This window comes from Desulfosarcina variabilis str. Montpellier, from assembly GCF_048565275.1.
Taxonomy (GTDB): Bacteria; Desulfobacterota; Desulfobacteria; order Desulfobacterales; family Desulfosarcinaceae; genus Desulfosarcina; species Desulfosarcina variabilis.
This window is the reverse complement of sequence record NZ_CP159846.1, coordinates 740917-756469: the sequence shown is the minus strand read 5'-3', so window position 1 is coordinate 756469 and position 15553 is coordinate 740917. Positions and strand designations below refer to the sequence as shown.

The 15553-nt window shown below is 53.8% G+C and carries 13 protein-coding genes; 4 read left to right on the top strand and 9 right to left on the bottom strand.

What is annotated here, in order from left to right:
• Positions 1–90 precede the first annotated feature (90 nt).
• The 3 genes from Dvar_RS03405 to Dvar_RS03395 all read right to left on the bottom strand — a co-directional run bounded on the left by Dvar_RS03405 (position 91) and on the right by Dvar_RS03395 (position 2116).
• Positions 91–669 carry a YqaA family protein gene (locus Dvar_RS03405; protein ID WP_419664064.1) on the bottom strand — a complete coding sequence of 193 codons (579 nt, stop codon included), beginning with the start codon at positions 667–669 and terminating at the stop codon, positions 91–93.
• 3 nt (positions 670–672) lie between these two features.
• Complete coding sequence (locus Dvar_RS03400; RefSeq protein ID WP_419660325.1) at positions 673–1317, bottom strand: protein-L-isoaspartate(D-aspartate) O-methyltransferase; 645 nt, start codon at positions 1315–1317, stop codon at positions 673–675.
• A gap of 181 nt (positions 1318–1498) precedes the next feature.
• Entirely contained in the window at positions 1499–2116 is a 618-nt protein-coding gene (locus Dvar_RS03395) for a 5-formyltetrahydrofolate cyclo-ligase (RefSeq protein ID WP_419660324.1), read from the bottom strand.
• Positions 2117–2377: 261 nt separating this feature from the next.
• On the opposite strand from Dvar_RS03395, the gene serS reads away from it, so the two are divergent.
• The 4 genes from serS (at position 2378) to Dvar_RS03375 (ending at position 8040) form a co-directional block, all read left to right on the top strand.
• Positions 2378–3652: a serine--tRNA ligase gene (serS, locus tag Dvar_RS03390; protein ID WP_419660323.1), complete on the top strand. Its 1275-nt coding sequence runs from the start codon at positions 2378–2380 to the stop codon at positions 3650–3652.
• On the top strand, positions 3649–5154 hold the full coding sequence (thrC, locus tag Dvar_RS03385) for a threonine synthase (RefSeq protein ID WP_419660322.1): 1506 nt from the start codon (positions 3649–3651) through the stop codon (positions 5152–5154). The genes serS and thrC overlap by 4 nt, the downstream gene beginning before the upstream one ends.
• Positions 5155–5387: 233 nt before the next feature.
• On the top strand, positions 5388–7205 hold the full coding sequence (locus Dvar_RS03380) for a FimV family protein (RefSeq protein ID WP_419660321.1): 1818 nt from the start codon (positions 5388–5390) through the stop codon (positions 7203–7205).
• A 67-nt stretch (positions 7206–7272) separates the two neighbouring features.
• A complete protein-coding gene (locus Dvar_RS03375) occupies positions 7273–8040 on the top strand; it encodes a tetratricopeptide repeat protein (protein WP_419660320.1) in 768 nt (255 codons plus the stop codon).
• On the opposite strand, the gene Dvar_RS03370 is transcribed toward Dvar_RS03375, so the two are convergent.
• The 6 genes from Dvar_RS03370 to murC all read right to left on the bottom strand — a co-directional run bounded on the left by Dvar_RS03370 (position 8041) and on the right by murC (position 15543).
• On the bottom strand, positions 8041–8493 hold the full coding sequence (locus Dvar_RS03370) for a GNAT family N-acetyltransferase (protein ID WP_419660319.1): 453 nt from the start codon (positions 8491–8493) through the stop codon (positions 8041–8043).
• Positions 8494–8718: 225 nt separating this feature from the next.
• Positions 8719–10434, bottom strand: coding sequence for a radical SAM protein (locus Dvar_RS03365; protein ID WP_419660318.1), 1716 nt, complete (start codon positions 10432–10434; stop codon positions 8719–8721).
• A 198-nt stretch (positions 10435–10632) separates the two neighbouring features.
• A complete protein-coding gene (gene ftsZ, locus Dvar_RS03360; RefSeq protein WP_419664063.1) occupies positions 10633–11841 on the bottom strand; it encodes a cell division protein FtsZ in 1209 nt (402 codons plus the stop codon).
• Positions 11842–11963: 122 nt separating this feature from the next.
• On the bottom strand, positions 11964–13196 hold the full coding sequence (ftsA, locus tag Dvar_RS03355; protein ID WP_419660317.1) for a cell division protein FtsA: 1233 nt from the start codon (positions 13194–13196) through the stop codon (positions 11964–11966).
• Position 13197: 1 nt separating this feature from the next.
• Positions 13198–14049 (bottom strand): cell division protein FtsQ/DivIB, encoded by an 852-nt coding sequence (locus Dvar_RS03350; protein WP_419660316.1) that lies wholly within the window; start codon positions 14047–14049, stop codon positions 13198–13200.
• 120 nt (positions 14050–14169) lie between these two features.
• The gene (murC, locus tag Dvar_RS03345; protein ID WP_419660315.1) at positions 14170–15543 is read right to left on the bottom strand and encodes a UDP-N-acetylmuramate--L-alanine ligase; all 1374 of its coding nucleotides are present in this window, start codon (positions 15541–15543) and stop codon (positions 14170–14172) included.
• Between the last annotated feature and the right edge of the window lie 10 nt (positions 15544–15553).

Sequence of the window (15553 nt, the reverse complement as noted above, 5' to 3'; positions counted from 1 at the left end):
GAGGTCGAGGATTCGAGGATTCAAGGGGACGAGGGGAATGTTTTCCTTTGTCCTTCCCTTGACCCCTCGAATCCTTGAATCCTCGACCCCTTAAAAAAGGTACTTGATCAGCACAAACCCAGCCACCAGCAAAACCGTGAACGATACCGCCAACAGGTCGAAATAGCGGTCGATGAAGCGCTGAATACGTGGGCCGAACAGGTAAATCAACCCGCCCACAATAAAAAAACGAGCTGACCGGGATACCAGGGAGGCCAGAACGAAGACCACAAAGTTGATCTTGAACATGCCGGCGGTAATGGTGAACACCTTGTACGGAATGGGGGTAAAGCCGGCAATGCCCACGGCCCAGGCGTCGTAGGTCTGATAGAGTGTTTCGATGTAGGCCACTTTTCCCGTCAGCCCGTAAAAGGCCACAATCCGGTTGCCCACCCCGGTCATGAACTGCCAGCCGATCAGATATCCCAAACAGCCGCCCAGGATCGATCCGGCGGCACTGACCAGCGCGTATCGGAAAGATCGCTCCGGCCGCGCCACACAAAGGGCAATCAGTAAAACATCAGGGGGAATGGGAAAAAAAGAGGATTCGGCAAATGCCAGTAAAAACAGCGCCCACGTTCCATAAGGCGTATCGGCCCAATGCAGGACCCAGTCGTAAATCCGTCGCATCACTTACTGATCTCTCCATCCATGTTCACCGATAAGCTTGACGAACCGGCAGCCCCCCAGATTGGCCTGATGAATGCCATGCGGGTCACGGACCAGTTTGATCAGATCCTGGCTGTGCCGATCTCCCACCGGAATCACCATGCGTCCCCCCACGGCCAGCTGGCTGACCAGCACGGACGGGATCTCCGGCGCACCGGCGGTGACAATGATGGCATCAAAGGGACTTTCTTCCTTCCACCCCGTGGTACCGTCGGAATAGCGGGTAACGATGTTGTGGTAGCGCAATTGATCAAACAATTTGCGGGTTCTGACATAAAGGGAGTAAATGCGTTCTATGGTATACACCCGGAAGGCGATATGAGATAAAATGGCGGCCTGGTAACCGGAACCGGTTCCAATTTCAAGAACCCGGTCTTCCGGCGTAAGCTGAAGCGCCTGGGTCATTTCGGCAACAATGTAAGGTTGGGAAATGGTCTGTTGTTCCCCAATCGGCAACGGGTAATCGCCATAAGCTTGATCCATCATGGCTTCACTGACAAACAGATGTCGGGGCACCTTGCGCATGGCCGACAGCACACGCGGATCACTGATACCACGCGCAATAATCTGCTTGGTCACCATCTCATTTCTCAGTCGCTGGTATTTCATGGGCACTTTTCTCCTTGTTCACGTCTACCAAATGAAGACTTGCCAGGTCAAGAAGTTAGATACATCACAGCGAATTGAGAACAGCGTAAAGCGTTTAGCAATTAGCCGTTAGCCGTTAGGAACAAAAAAAGCGCCCCCAATAAAGGAAGCGCTGTTCACCGGTGCAATCGTGTCGCCGGCACTAGATCTTATAGATCACCCGTTTTTCGGTGATGATAATATCGACATGCTTGTCATGGGATTCCATAGGCACCTGGGGTATCAATTGGCCTTCGAACACCAGCCCGACCTTACGGGTAGTCATGGGCAAATCGGGAATGATCCGGTCATACATGCCGTCACCCGGCCCGATGCGTCCGCCTTTTTCGTCCATGGCAATACCAGGCACAACCGCAATATCGATACAATCCATGGGCACGGCTTTGCATTTATCCGGATTCGGCTCAAGCATTCCCCGGGTACCGGTAACCAGGTCCTTGTCCGGATTGTCGATCTTCATCAATTGAATTATCCCTTTAGCGGCGTCAAAAACGGGCAAGACCACGATTTTGCCGAATTCGAACGACCGTTTGATGATGTTATCGGTGGCGACTTCGTTTTCGGCATTCAAATAAAGCATGACAATCTTGGATTCGAGAAAGTTGGCGAATTCAAACAGCCTGCTCTCGATAATATGGGTATTCGCTTCGATCTGATCAGCGGGAAGCGAATCGAAGAAGGTTGATATTTCATTCCTGATTTCCTGTTTTTTCTGCCGGACTTCGTCCATTCCCATCTCCATCTTTCTGTTTCTTGCCACAGGTCACAATCCTGGTCGTTTATCATTGCCCTGTCTAAGCGTCCCTAAACGTGTTGTCAGCCGCTTACCGATGACCGTTCAACAGGCAATCATTATTGACTAATTGGACCACTTGGGGTAGAGTTTTGAATGATTTTTGCCTTCGGTGTTCGCTTTTTCATTGTGGTTTAGCCGTTCACCACGCCTAACAAAACAATACCACTACTTGATGTTTCGATGTATGGCCCCGTATAAACACGATTTTGAATAATAAGGATAGATATGCTGGAAATCAAGCGGGTCAGAGAAAATTTGGAATTGGCCCAACAAGCAATGCAAAACAGAGGCACTGATGTTGACTGGCTGCGCTTTCAGGACCTTGACAACGGGCGTAAAGCCGTTCTGGCCGAATTAGAAAAACTTCGCCATCAGCGCAATGCCGTTTCCGACCAGATTGCCAAGATGAAACGCAACGGCGAGAATGCCGACACCATTATCCAAGAGATGCAAGGCGTCTCCAAAATCATCAAAGAAATGGAAAAAGAGCTGGGGGCCAGCGAGGCGGCCATCAGCGAAATGATCATGGGCATGCCCAATTTTCCCCATGCCAGCGTGCCGGTGGGCAAGGATGAAACGGACAATCCGGTTGTCAAAACCGTGGGCACGCCCCCTGAGTTCGAAGGTGCCCCCCTTGACCACCAGACCATCGGCGAAAACTTGGGGATCCTCGACTTTAGCCGTGCCGCCAAAATTGCCGGTGCCCGCTTTCCGCTATATCTGGGAATGGGCGCCCGCCTGGAACGGGCACTGATCAATTTCATGCTGGATCTGCACACCACCGAGCATGGCTACAAGGAGGTTCTGCCGCCGTTTATCGTTAATCGCAAAACCATGACCGGTACGGGTCAGTTGCCCAAATTCGAGATGGATCTGTTCAAACTCGAGGGGCTGGACTATTATCTCATCCCCACGGCCGAAGTTCCGGTCACCAACATCCACCAGGACGAGGTTCTGGATGAAGCAGCGTTGCCGGTCTACTACACAGCCTACACACCCTGTTTTCGATCCGAAGCCGGATCCTACGGCAAAGATACCCGGGGACTGATCCGCCAGCACCAGTTTAATAAGGTGGAACTGGTCAAATTCGTCCGCCCGGAATCCTCCTACGATGAACTGGAAGCCCTGCTGGATAATGCGGAAACCGTCCTGCGCCGTCTTGAACTGCCATACCGGGTGATCACCCTGTGCACCGGCGACCTGGGCTTTTCGGCCGCCAAGACCTATGACATTGAAGTGTGGATGCCCGCCCAGAACGTCTATCGGGAAATCTCTTCGTGCAGCAATTTCGAAGATTTTCAGGCCCGCCGGGCAGGTATTCGGTATAAAGAAAAAGGCAAAAAAGGAACCCGGCTGGTCCATACCTTAAACGGCAGCGGACTGGCTGTGGGCCGCACCCTGGCGGCGATTTTGGAAAATTGTCAACAGGAAGACGGCTCGGTCGTCATTCCCAACGCACTCAGACCCTTTATGGGTGGAACGGATAAAATAGCCCCGTGAATATCGATCAATTTCCGGAAACCATCCGGCCGCATTTGATTCCCGAACCCGGCGGCGATATGATCTATCGCTGCCTGGGGTGTCAGGCTGAGCACGGTATTACCTCACTGCTTTACACCTGTCCGGATTGCGGCCAGGTACTGCTTTTACACGACCGTCAGTTTGACCGGCTCAAAGCCATTGATGGCGACACCTGGCGACAGATTCTCGACTATCGGCGCATGCTCAAAATCCCCGCGCTCAAGGGTATCTACCGCTACCATGAGTTCCTCGGGCCGGTGATCCCCCTGGATGCGGTGGTTTACCTGGGCGAGGGGCATACTCCCGTGGTCGAAGCCAGCCCGGTCCTCCAGGAAAAGGCCGGAATACGCTTTTTCTTTAAAAACGACGGCCAGAATCCCAGTGCGTCCTTCAAGGACCGGGGTATGGCCAGCGCCCTGAGTTACATCAATTTTTTAATCCAGAGCGGTCAGGTGGGCGAGGTACTCTCCATCTGCGCATCCACCGGGGATACGAGCGCGGCGGCCGCCCTTTACGCCGCCTATCTCAAACCCCATATTAAATCGGCGGTGCTGTTGCCCCACAAGAAGGTCACCCCGCAGCAACTCTCACAGCCGCTGGGCAGCGGCGCCGATGTATTCGAAATTCCCGGGGTCTTCGACGATTGCATGAAAGTCGTGGAGGCCCTTTCCGAAAGGTACAATGTTGCCCTGCTCAACTCCAAAAATGCATGGCGGATTCTGGGGCAAGAGTCCTATTCATATGAGATCGCTCAAGATTTCGACTATGCGATGAGCGATAAGATCGTGGTCGTGCCCATCGGCAATGCCGGCAACATCACCGCGGTAATGAACGGTTTTCTGAAGTTTTTTGAGATCGGCATCATCGACAGCCTGCCCGTAATCATCGGCGTGCAGTCCATCCATGCCAATCCGGTGTACCGGTACTACCGTCAGCCCGAGGGACCATCACGTCAATTCAAACCCGTCACCGTCAAACCCAGTGTGGCCCAGGCGGCCATGATCGGCAATCCGGTATCCATGCCCCGGGTCATCCAGTTGGTGGAACGTTACAACCAAACGGCCGGACAGCAGCGCGTCCATGTGGTTGAAGTCACCGAGCAGGACATCATGGACTGGCAGCTGACCGCCAACCGCAACGGCCATATTGCCTGCACCCATGGCGGTGAGTCCCTGGCCGGTCTGCAGGTGGCACTAACGCGCGGACTTGTGGATTCAAACGCAACGGCGATTGTGGATTCCACGGCCCATGCACTCAAGTTCTCCGGATTCCAGGATATGTACTTCCAAGGCAGTTTTCCGGATGAATTCAACGTTCGCTCCAAACCAGAGCTGGTCAACCATCCCCAATACGTTCACCCCAAGCATCTTGAAAAAGTACCGGCTCCGGGCAAGCCGTTGGACGAAGACGCATTCAGGATATTTGTGAATGCCGTATCCCAAGAAATTGCTGACACGCTAGGACTGAAAAAGAAAACCTGAACGCATTGCATTTAATGAGGGTCCGGTAAAATGGGCCTGAAACCGCTCAGACCGGCCCCCTCATCGCGACATCGCGTCCGTCCAAAAAAGCAAAGTGCTCATCTATGGATGGAAACTGCCGATAAAAAAAGTAGCTGCGGCGTCAGTTCTGGCGCCTTGGCTTGTAAATCTCTCCGGCTCTTGCAACATTCTCTTGCAACCTTAGGAGAAATTTAAAAACAGGCAGACAAAACATGCGAATGAAATCCGTTCTCGGTTGGCGTCATCCCAAGACGTATGGGATTTTCTGGTCGATACTGATGGCATATCTGTTTTTTGCCCATTCAGGCCCGCACGGCGCCATGCTGCTCAAGGATTATGTGGTGCGCTATGACCGCGGTTGGGACATTCTCTGTGACCCTTATCAGGTCCAAAAGGGTGATTGGGTGCTTAAAATCTTCCGTCAAAAAGGAGAAATCGCCCATGAAGACTTCAGAGAATTCCTAGGCATTTTTTCCCGCCTCAATCCCCACGTGAAGGACATCGATCGCATCCGTCCCGGCCAAATCGTTGATATTCCATTGAAAAAACTCGTCCAGGGCAATTTTCCAGGACAATCCACCGGCGTGGTCACGATTCCCTTCGTGATGATCAACAATCCAAGGGAAATGCTCGAAAAACACACCCAGACGTATACCATTAAACGGGGAGACACGGTCTCCCAGCTGATCGCCAAACAATTCGGCGGCCGTTACGGGAATCTGACCTACAATCAGGGGCTGAAACTGTTTCAGGCCATGAACCCGCACGTCAATGACATGAACCGTATTTATGCCGGTCAAAAAATTTACATGCCCGATCCATCCATCCGGGAAAAACAATGGTACGCGAATCTGTTCGATGCCGAGGGCAACCTGGCCCAGCGCCAGGAGCCCCCTCAAACCACTACCCGCCCCGCTCCGGCAGCGTCAGCAGGGGTCACAAGAACAGCGGTCCCGACACAAAATAGCCGCGGGCCGGCCGCAGAAGCCGCGACCACCATGGGCGGCCGCCTCTTGGAAAAAGGGACCTTTTTCCTGCCCATGAAACAGGGCCAGGATTTTGAGCTGGACCTGTCCCGCTTTCCCATGATCGATCTTCAAAATGGATCGAAAGTGATTTTATCCACCGAAAACCAAGTGATGAATGTGGATCTGCCCTTGATCCAGGAATACTGGGACAATGTCAAGGTGGTCAAGATACCCGAAAACGCCTCCGCCGGAGAAATCTTCGAGGCGGTCCTGTCATCCATATCCAATGGTGCGGGCACCAACCGGCTTGCCTTTGAAGATGGGGCCGCATCCATCGGCATCACCGCCAAATGGATTCAAAGTGGCGCATCCGGCGATGGCAGCGTGCCTCAACACGTCTGTATTACCCCCATCACATCAGCCGTCCAGCGAACCCATGCTGCCATTGTACGCTACCTGGACCAAAACCACATTATCATCAGAGAAATCCTCACCAATGCATCAGCGACCCCGGACAACCCGGCCGCTGACTTTTCAATGCATGCGTCGCCCAATGTGGTCCGCATTGATGGCAGTGATCAGCGGACGCTGGTAGAATCGTTCGCCCGGTCGATGGCGTTTCACTACTCACCCAACACCAGCATCAGTTTCCCTTATGCCGGCATTCAGGTCAAGGCCCTGTCAAATCTCTTTTCTTTCGGTAAAGGCAGAGAAATACTGATTGACTACGGAGACCTTTATGGTGATGCGATCAAGGCCATCAAGAAAACCGGCCTGAATATCATTCAGATTGACGCAAAAGCCCCATCCGTCGATATCCTCCAGCAATTACTGGCCGCCGCAGGGCTTGCCTATACCCGCTCGCCTGTTTTTTATGGCGCCAATCGGTCGGCTGAATTCAATGCGGCCATTACCATCAATGGCCTGCTTATCCCTACGTCAAGGGGGGCAAACCGGCTGTTTTTTGAAAAGCAAATTCCTGATTTGATCAAATACTTCATTCAAGATCAAGGGGTTCAGTTGGCGCAGATTGACACATCCGCCGACTCAAAAACCCCCTGACAGGTTTTAAAAAGGTCCCCAACACCACTTAAGATAAGTGGTAGTATCCAGCAAGGAGTATGATGCGATGACAAAATGGCAACTTCAAAGATCGTTTTCTTTATTGCTGGCCGCAGTGTTGGTCTATGGGTGTGCAAGCATGGGCGTTTCCCCCCAGGACAAAAAACGGGCCAATGCCTCAATCAAACTGGCCGAAATCTATCTCAGTGAGGGGAACACCGCCCTGGCCATGCAGGAGCTAGTCAAGGCACAGAAGCTGAATCCAGACGATCCCTTTATTTACAACAACTTTGGTATGATCTACATCGAAAAGGAGAACTATCAGCTGGCCATTGTAAACTTTGAAAAAGCCCTGGCGCTGAAACCCGATTATCCTGAGGCGCGCAACAATTTGGGCAGTGCGTACCTGGGGCTGGAACAATGGGACAAGGCCATCCCCATTTTCGAGGCGCTCATGGGCGATGTCTTGTATACCAAACCCCACTTTCCATTAACCAACTTAGGCTGGGCCTATTACAACAAAGGCGATTACAAAACAGCCGAATCCTATCTGAATCAAGCGCTGGAGATCCAGCCGGACTTTTCCCGGGCCCAGATGCACCTGGGCCGGGTTTATCTTGCCACCGGCCGCTTGCACCAAGCCCGAAAAATCTTCGAGCATGTCGCCGAGACCAATCCGAAAAATCCGTTTGTTTTGTACGAAATGGGCAAAACCTACCGACTGCTCGGCGATTACAAAAATGCCATTCTGGCTTTAAAAGGATCCATTGAATATGCCGTGGATTCGGATCTGTCCGTCAAGGCGGCCAACGAGCTGAAAAAGATCTATCAATAATTAGAGATTACGTTCCAGATTGATGGTCTTGGACGGATTAAATTCATTCTGGCTGAAAAAATGCATCATTTTGGCGTCGTCCAGATTGACCAGGGTATTCATCTTTTTCACCCCGATACGCTTGCAATGATCCAGAAATTCTTCGATGAGCAATTTGCCGATGCCCTTTTTCTGGTAATCGGGATCAATGCCGATGGTATCCAGTTTGGCTTCCTGCTGGAAAATGCCGTATTCTCCCATGAACAACTCTCCCATCACAAACCCGACAACGGTCCCTTCATCGTCCTCGGCAATGAGCGATGTGGGGAGATAATCAATGGATTTGAATAACTTCTCGAATTTTGCTTCGTAATAGTCCGGCCGCGACGCATTGAGGACTTTTGCGTCAATTTTCACCACGGCGTCAAAATCCTCGGCATTCATCAGTCTGATGTGAATGGCACTTTTATTCATGGGGGTCTCCTTTCATGTTAGATTCAACGATGGGGAGCCAAAGAACGGTCCATATTTTGATTGTCCATGGAATCATGAGGGAAGTCAATATTCGTTGTGTGGGAATTGGCATTATCGAAAAAATAGCTATAGCCCTGTACAACGATGGAAGGCGCGAAAACCCAAAAGCTTGAAACGGATTTTGGATTAGGCGGGCCCAATCTGGCAGGTGACCTTAAAATTTAATTAGGGTGTAGGCAGATCCTTGCAGACGCCACAGAGGCTGCATTTGGCCGGATCGGCCGGACACGGCGCCGAGTTTTTGCCGGCCATACCGCGCCGGTATTCCTTGAGCAGGTAGGCTTTATCGATTCCGTGATCGATGAAATCCCAGGGAAACAGCTCATCAAAATCCCGCTCACGGTGCACATAGAAGTGGGGATTGACCGCCGATTCCTTGAATGTCTGGGGCCAGTTGCCCTGGTTGTGGTGGGCCAGGTGTAGAATATCGGCCACGTTGCGGTCTCCCCGGGCGATCAGCGCCTGCACGTAGGCCCAACGGGGCACGTCGGCATGCACCCTGACATTGGCCGTGCGTTTAAGCCCTTTCTTGATCATGCTGATTTTGCGTTTCAGGGTCTTGACCTCGTCCATGGCCACCCATTGAAACGGGGTGAACGGTTTGGGAACAAAGGAACTGACACTCACGGTAATCTCTCCAATGCGCCCCTTGCCCCGGCTGGTTTTAAGAAAACGGTGCTTGATCCGCTTGACCAGATCGACAATGGCCGCCACATCGTCCTCGGTTTCGGTGGGCAGGCCGATCATGAAATAGACCTTCAAATTGGGGATGCCGGCCGCCACCAGCATCTCGGCGGCAGCCAGTACATGGGCCTCATCAACCCCTTTGTTGATCACCTGCCGCATGCGCTGGCTACCTGCATCCGGCGCAATGGTGGCGGTTTTGACCCGGCTTTTCTTGAGTGCCTCGATCAGGGGACCGTCCAGGGCATCGGCCCGCAGGCTGCTGAACCCAAAATGAATATCACGGCCTCGGTCTTTGCCGCACAGCTCACGGATGCCCGGCAGATCCGAAACCGCGGCCCCCACCAGACCGATGCGATCCGTCAGCGCGCACCCTTCATCCACCTGGCGATCCAGCAGGTCAAGGGGGCGGAAACGGGGGGGGCGGTACACAAATCCGGCACTGCAAAAGCGGCATCCATGCGGACAGCCGCGGGAGACCTCGATCAGATAGGTATCATCAAATGTGGTATCCGGGGTCAGAATCGTAGTGGCCGTGGGCAGCCTGGAAATGTCCGGCACCATGACCCGTTTAACGGTGGCAGGCACGTCGGCAGTGGGAGCCATGGCGGCCAGGGTGCCGTCGGCATGGTATCGCGGCTCGTAAAAAGCGGGGACATAGACGCCGGGAAGGCGCCTGGCCAGGCGGAGCAACATCTCCCGTTTGGGTCGGGATAGATCGATCTCATCGAAAAAACGGGGAATCAGCGCTTCGGCTTCACCCAACAGGAACAGGTCGATATACGGCGCCAGGGGTTCGGTATTGAGAAAACACAGAACTCCCCCTGCCAACACAAGGGGGAGGGAGGTGCCACGCTGGGCGGCCGACAAAGGGAGTCCTGCTGTCTCCAAGATAGAAAGAACAGCGGGTGCATCATTCTCATAAGAGATTGAAAATGCTATAACGTCAAAGTCTTGTATGGGCGTATGCGACTCGACGGTCAACACCCGATGTGTCTTACCACCGTCCGGCGGCGGTAAAAACGCCCGTTCACAAACAACCGAATCGATATTGTTGATCAAGCGATAAACAGTCTGAAAGCCAAGGTTGCTCATCCCAACATAGTAGTGATTGGGATAAATCAAAGCGACTTTCAATCCGGCGGCCGCGGTTTTGCGAATCACACCGCGCTCTCTCGGACCGCTTCTTCCGGCCATGGGGTAAGTTCTTTTTGCCATACATTAAAATATGGCCGGAGGACGCGCCATGCAATGGGTCCGTCTTAAAAATTAATTCAATCAAGACCGTACCCAGCAACACTGTTTAAGCGCCACCATTTTTAAGGGCCACCATCATTGCTTATCGTTGATACAGCAGTAATTTTGTCTTTTGGGATCTAACCGTTTAAGAGCGGATCAGTCAGCTTTGCGGCGCAGGAACGTGGGCACATCCAGATCATCGTTGTCAATTACAATCCCTTTGTATTCTCGGTAAAGCTCATTACCCGGCCTTTCGTTGACCGCCTGACGACGACGGATGAACGTCGGCTGCTCCAGATCGGGTGACTGGGTCAGATCCGCCGGGGTGATGTCACGGACCTTTCCGCCATAGGTCGGGTCATAGTTCTGATCAATAATTTTGGAAACCATGGGTTTTTGAATTTCTTTTTCGGTCTCACCAATGCCGGTGGCGATGACGGTGACACTCATCTCCTCACCGACACTGTCGTCGATCACCGCGCCCCAGATAATCTCGGCATCATCACCGACCTCATTATAAATGCGCTCGGATGCTTCGGTCATCTCTTCCATGGTCAGATCGCTGTTGGAGGTGATGTTCATCAGGACCCCCTTGGCGCCGGAAATATTGATGTCTTCCAGAAGGGGATGGGAGATGGCCCGCTCCGCCGCTTCCAGGGCACGATTTTCGCCACTGGAGATACCGATGCCCATGATGGCCATACCGGCCCGGCTCATGGTGGTTTTTACGTCGGCGAAATCCAGATTGACCAGACCGGGCATCATGATCAAATCGGTGATGCCCTTGACCGAATGCAGCAGAATCTCATCGGCTTTCTTGAACATATCCACCATTTTGGCATTTTTCGAAGCCAGTCCGCGCAGCCGGTCATTGGGGATGGTGATCACCGTGTCGGCAGACTTCCTCAGCTCCAGGATGCCCTCATCGGCCTGCTTGGCCCGTTTGCGGCCCTCGAAGGAGAACGGCCGGGTGACGACGGCCACGGTCAGGATGCCCATTTCCTTGCACAATCGGGCAATCACCGGTGCCGCACCGGTGCCGGTTCCCCCACCAAACCCGGCGGTAATAAAAACCATGTGCGAATCGGCCAGGATCTCCTTGATCATTTCCGCGTTTTCCAGGGCCGCATCCCGACCGACCTGGGGATTGGCTCCGGCCCCGAGGCCCTCAGTGATCTGTGCACCCAGCTGAATGCGTGACTCGGCCTGGGAAATGTCCAGGGCCTGGGCATCGGTATTGGCGCAAATAAATTTCACGCCCTGGAGGTTGCTGGCGATCATGTTGTTGATCGCATTGCCACCGGCCCCCCCGACACCAATCACCTTGATTTTGGCCGAACGGTCATTTTCTACATAGGTAAACATTTCAGTCATGGTCTCCCCCTTTGCTTAAGTTGCCTATATCGGCGCTTGCCGCTACGCCTTGATTGACGCGTATTTCCATTTCTTGTCTCCATGTTTGATTCATCCTTTGCCCCTTTTTAGATTCAGAGAATATCCTTGAACCATCGTTTCATCCGGCCAATCAGACTGTTGAAGATATTTTTGTCTCGGATACGAAATTTCTTTTGCGGCTCTTTTTTGGCCCCATAAATCACCAATCCCACACCGGTTGCGTACATGGGATTGTTGACCACATCGGTCAGCCCACCAATGCCGGAAGGGGTGCCTAGCCGCGTCGGTACACCGAAAATGGATTCGGCAACGTCGGTGGCCCCATCAAGCAGCGAGGTTCCACCGGAGAGCACCATCCCAGAGGCGATCATGTTCTCCATACCGGCGCGGTAAATCTCACGGTGAATCAGAGAAAAAATTTCCTCCATGCGCGGTTCCAGGATTTCACCCAATACCTGCCGGGGCAGCTTGCGGGGCTGGCGCCCCCCCATCCCCGGCACTTCAATGGTTTCCTCTGGATTGATGGTCGCCGCGATGCAGGTTCCGTATTTGCGTTTGATGCGCTCGGCTTCGTTCAGGGGGGCCCGTACTCCAATGGCGATATCATTGGTCAGGTTGTCTCCCCCCAGGGCGAGCACAAAGGTATGCCGAATATTTTTGCTCGAAAAAATCGCCAGGTCGCTGGTTCCGCCGCCAAGATCGAGCAGGCCGGTACCCAGTTGTTTTTCCTCCTCGGTCAGCACGGCTTCCCCCGAGGCCAGACTCTCCAGCACAATATCGCAAACATCCAGCCCGGCCCGGTTGGCGCACTTGACAATATTATGGGCCGAGGTCACCGCACCGGTAACAATGTGGATTTTGGCCTCCAGACGAACCCCGGCCATCCCCACCGGATTCTGGATACCGATCTGGTCATCAACAATATACTCTTGGGGCAATACATGGATAACCTCTCGATCCATGGGGATGGCCACTGCCCGTGCGGCGTCAATCACCCGCTCCACATCCTGCGGGGTGATCTCCGGCCCCTTGATGGCCACAATCCCCCGGCTGTTGAATCCGGTGATGTGGCCGCCGGCGATGCCGGCGTAGACCGACGATATTTCGCAACCGGCCATCAATTCGGCCTCTTCCACGGCTTTTTTGATCGAATCCACGGTGGATTCAATGTTGACCACAACCCCTTTGCGCAAACCGACGGAAGGATGCGTGCCGATGCCAATGATGTTGATCTCGCGGCCCAATACCTCACCCACCACGGCGCAGATCTTGGTGGTGCCGATATCCAGGCCAACGACGATATTGCTCTCTTTTGATCCGTGCAACTTACACCTCCTCCTGACCCGAGTCAGATGCACCGGTCGGCGCCAGGGTAATCACAATTCGATTGACATCATAAAGATCAATGACCTGGGAGTGGATCAACCGGCTGTCATTTTTCATCCGCGCCATCAGACGCCCAAGAGCATCGCACTTTTCCCGATATTGACCAAATCCCAGCTTAATGGTCCGGTCACCGGTGGCGGTATAAACGGTGGCGCCGATCTCACGGTCCATATGGATCCAGCGCAACCCCGCAAACGCCAGGGCACTGTCTTTCTCAAAGGTCAGGCGCAAAAGGCGCATCACCGCACTAAACGCTTCCGTGTCCGGTTTGCCGACAACGGGCAGGTCACCAAAAGTCAATCCCTGGACACGCGGCAGCCGGTCCCCATCCGTTTCGACCGCACGTTTGAATACCCGACCGTCGGTATTGAGTAAAAAGTCCCGGTCATCGTCCATCTCCAACAGAGCCAGGGGCTGTTCTTCGCGGATGGAGATGGTAATCTGCGAAGGAATCTTTCGGCTGACCGTGGCATCGGCGATCCACGCATCGGCCAACAAGCGCTTGCGTGTTGTCGTCAGATTGAGTGAAAGGATATTGGTTTGCGCGTCGATCTCGGCGATTTTCATCACCTGCTGTTGGCTCAGCCGCTGGTTGCCACGGACCTCGATGTCCTGAGCAAAAAATTGTGAACTTTGCACAAAAAAATCATGCACGAGAATAAACCCGGCACTGGCCGTAATCAGGGCCAGGCCGATTGCTACCGCCTTGACAAGCCAGCGCACGTTCCCCCGCAGGCGCGTCCGCCGGGCGGCATTCTCTTTCTTAAAGCGATTCTTGCGGGTTGATTTCAATGATTCATCCCGGGCTTTGGGTTCTTTTGGGTTACATGTTCCGGTCTCTATGTCTTTGGTTCTGTTTTTTTCTGAATAGGTGTACGCCTGTTGGGATTTCGAATTCGTGATCGTTGCTGTTTATCTGGATCGCCGCTTAAGGAGCATCTCACCGACGCGGTAAACATCACCGGCACCCAGGGTCAGCAACAAATCACCGGGGGCCAGGATCGTTTCCAGGTGCGCGACACAGGCGTCCAGGCTTTCCAGGCAATCCACGTTGCGGTGCCCATGGGCTCTGATCCCGTCACCCAGGGCTTTTGCGGTGACCCCCTCGATGGGGGATTCACTGGCCGCATAAATGGGCAGCACCACCAGAACGTCGCTGTTATTGAACGATCTCACAAAATCCGGCATCAGGGACTGGGTGCGGGTATAGCGATGGGGCTGAAAGACCACCACTTTGCGTCGGTCCGGCCAATTGTCCTTTACCGCCTGGAGGGTAACCTGAATCTCCGTGGGATGGTGGCCGTAATCGTCCACCACAACCAGGTCGTTGATCCGTCCCTTGATCTCCATACGCCGCTGCACGCCTTCGGCCGTGGACAGGGCTTCTTTGATCGCGGCCAGGGGAATGTCGAGTTCACGCCCCACGGCAATGGCGGCCAGGGCGTTGTAGACATTGTGCATGCCCGGCATGGAGAGGTTGAACTCCCCTAAATTGTCTTCGCGGTAGAGCACCGTGAAGTGGCTTTGCATATCACCAAAGCGGATATCGCGGGCCTGGTAATCCGCCTGCGCACTCCGGCCGTAGGTGGTAAAGCGCTTTTTGATCCGGGGCAACAGATCCTGGAGCGGTTCATTGTCCAGACACAGAACCGCCAGGCCGTAAAAGGGAATCCGGTCGATAAAATCAAGAAAGACATTTTTGATCGCAGTCAGATCAGCGTAGAAATCAAGATGTTCGCGATCAATATTGGTCACCACGGCAATCGCCGGAGAAAATTTGAGGAATGAGCCGTCACTTTCATCGGCCTCGGCCACGATAAAGTCTCCCTGGCCCAACACCGCGTTGCGGCCGATGCTTTTCAGCTTGCCGCCGATCACCACCGTGGGATCCAGACCGCCGCCAGCCAGCACATTGGCAACCAGGGAGGTGGTCGATGTTTTGCCATGGGCGCCGGCAACGGCCACGGAGTATTTGAGGCGCATCAGCTCGGCCAGCATTTCGGCCCGCGGGATCACCGGAATGGTCGCCTGCCGGGCGGCCGCCACTTCCGGGTTGGCCAGATCGATGGCCGAGGACACCACCACCACATCCGCACCGGCAATCTGCTCGGCCCGGTGGCCGATATGAATATCGCCCCCCAGCCGTGCCAGGTTGGCCGTGATATCCGAGGCCTTCACATCGGAACCGGAAACCTGATACCCCAGGTTGAGAAGCAGCTCAGCGATGCCGCTCATGCCGATACCGCCGATGCCAACGAAATGGATATGGTATTTTTTCAGATACATATTAATATGG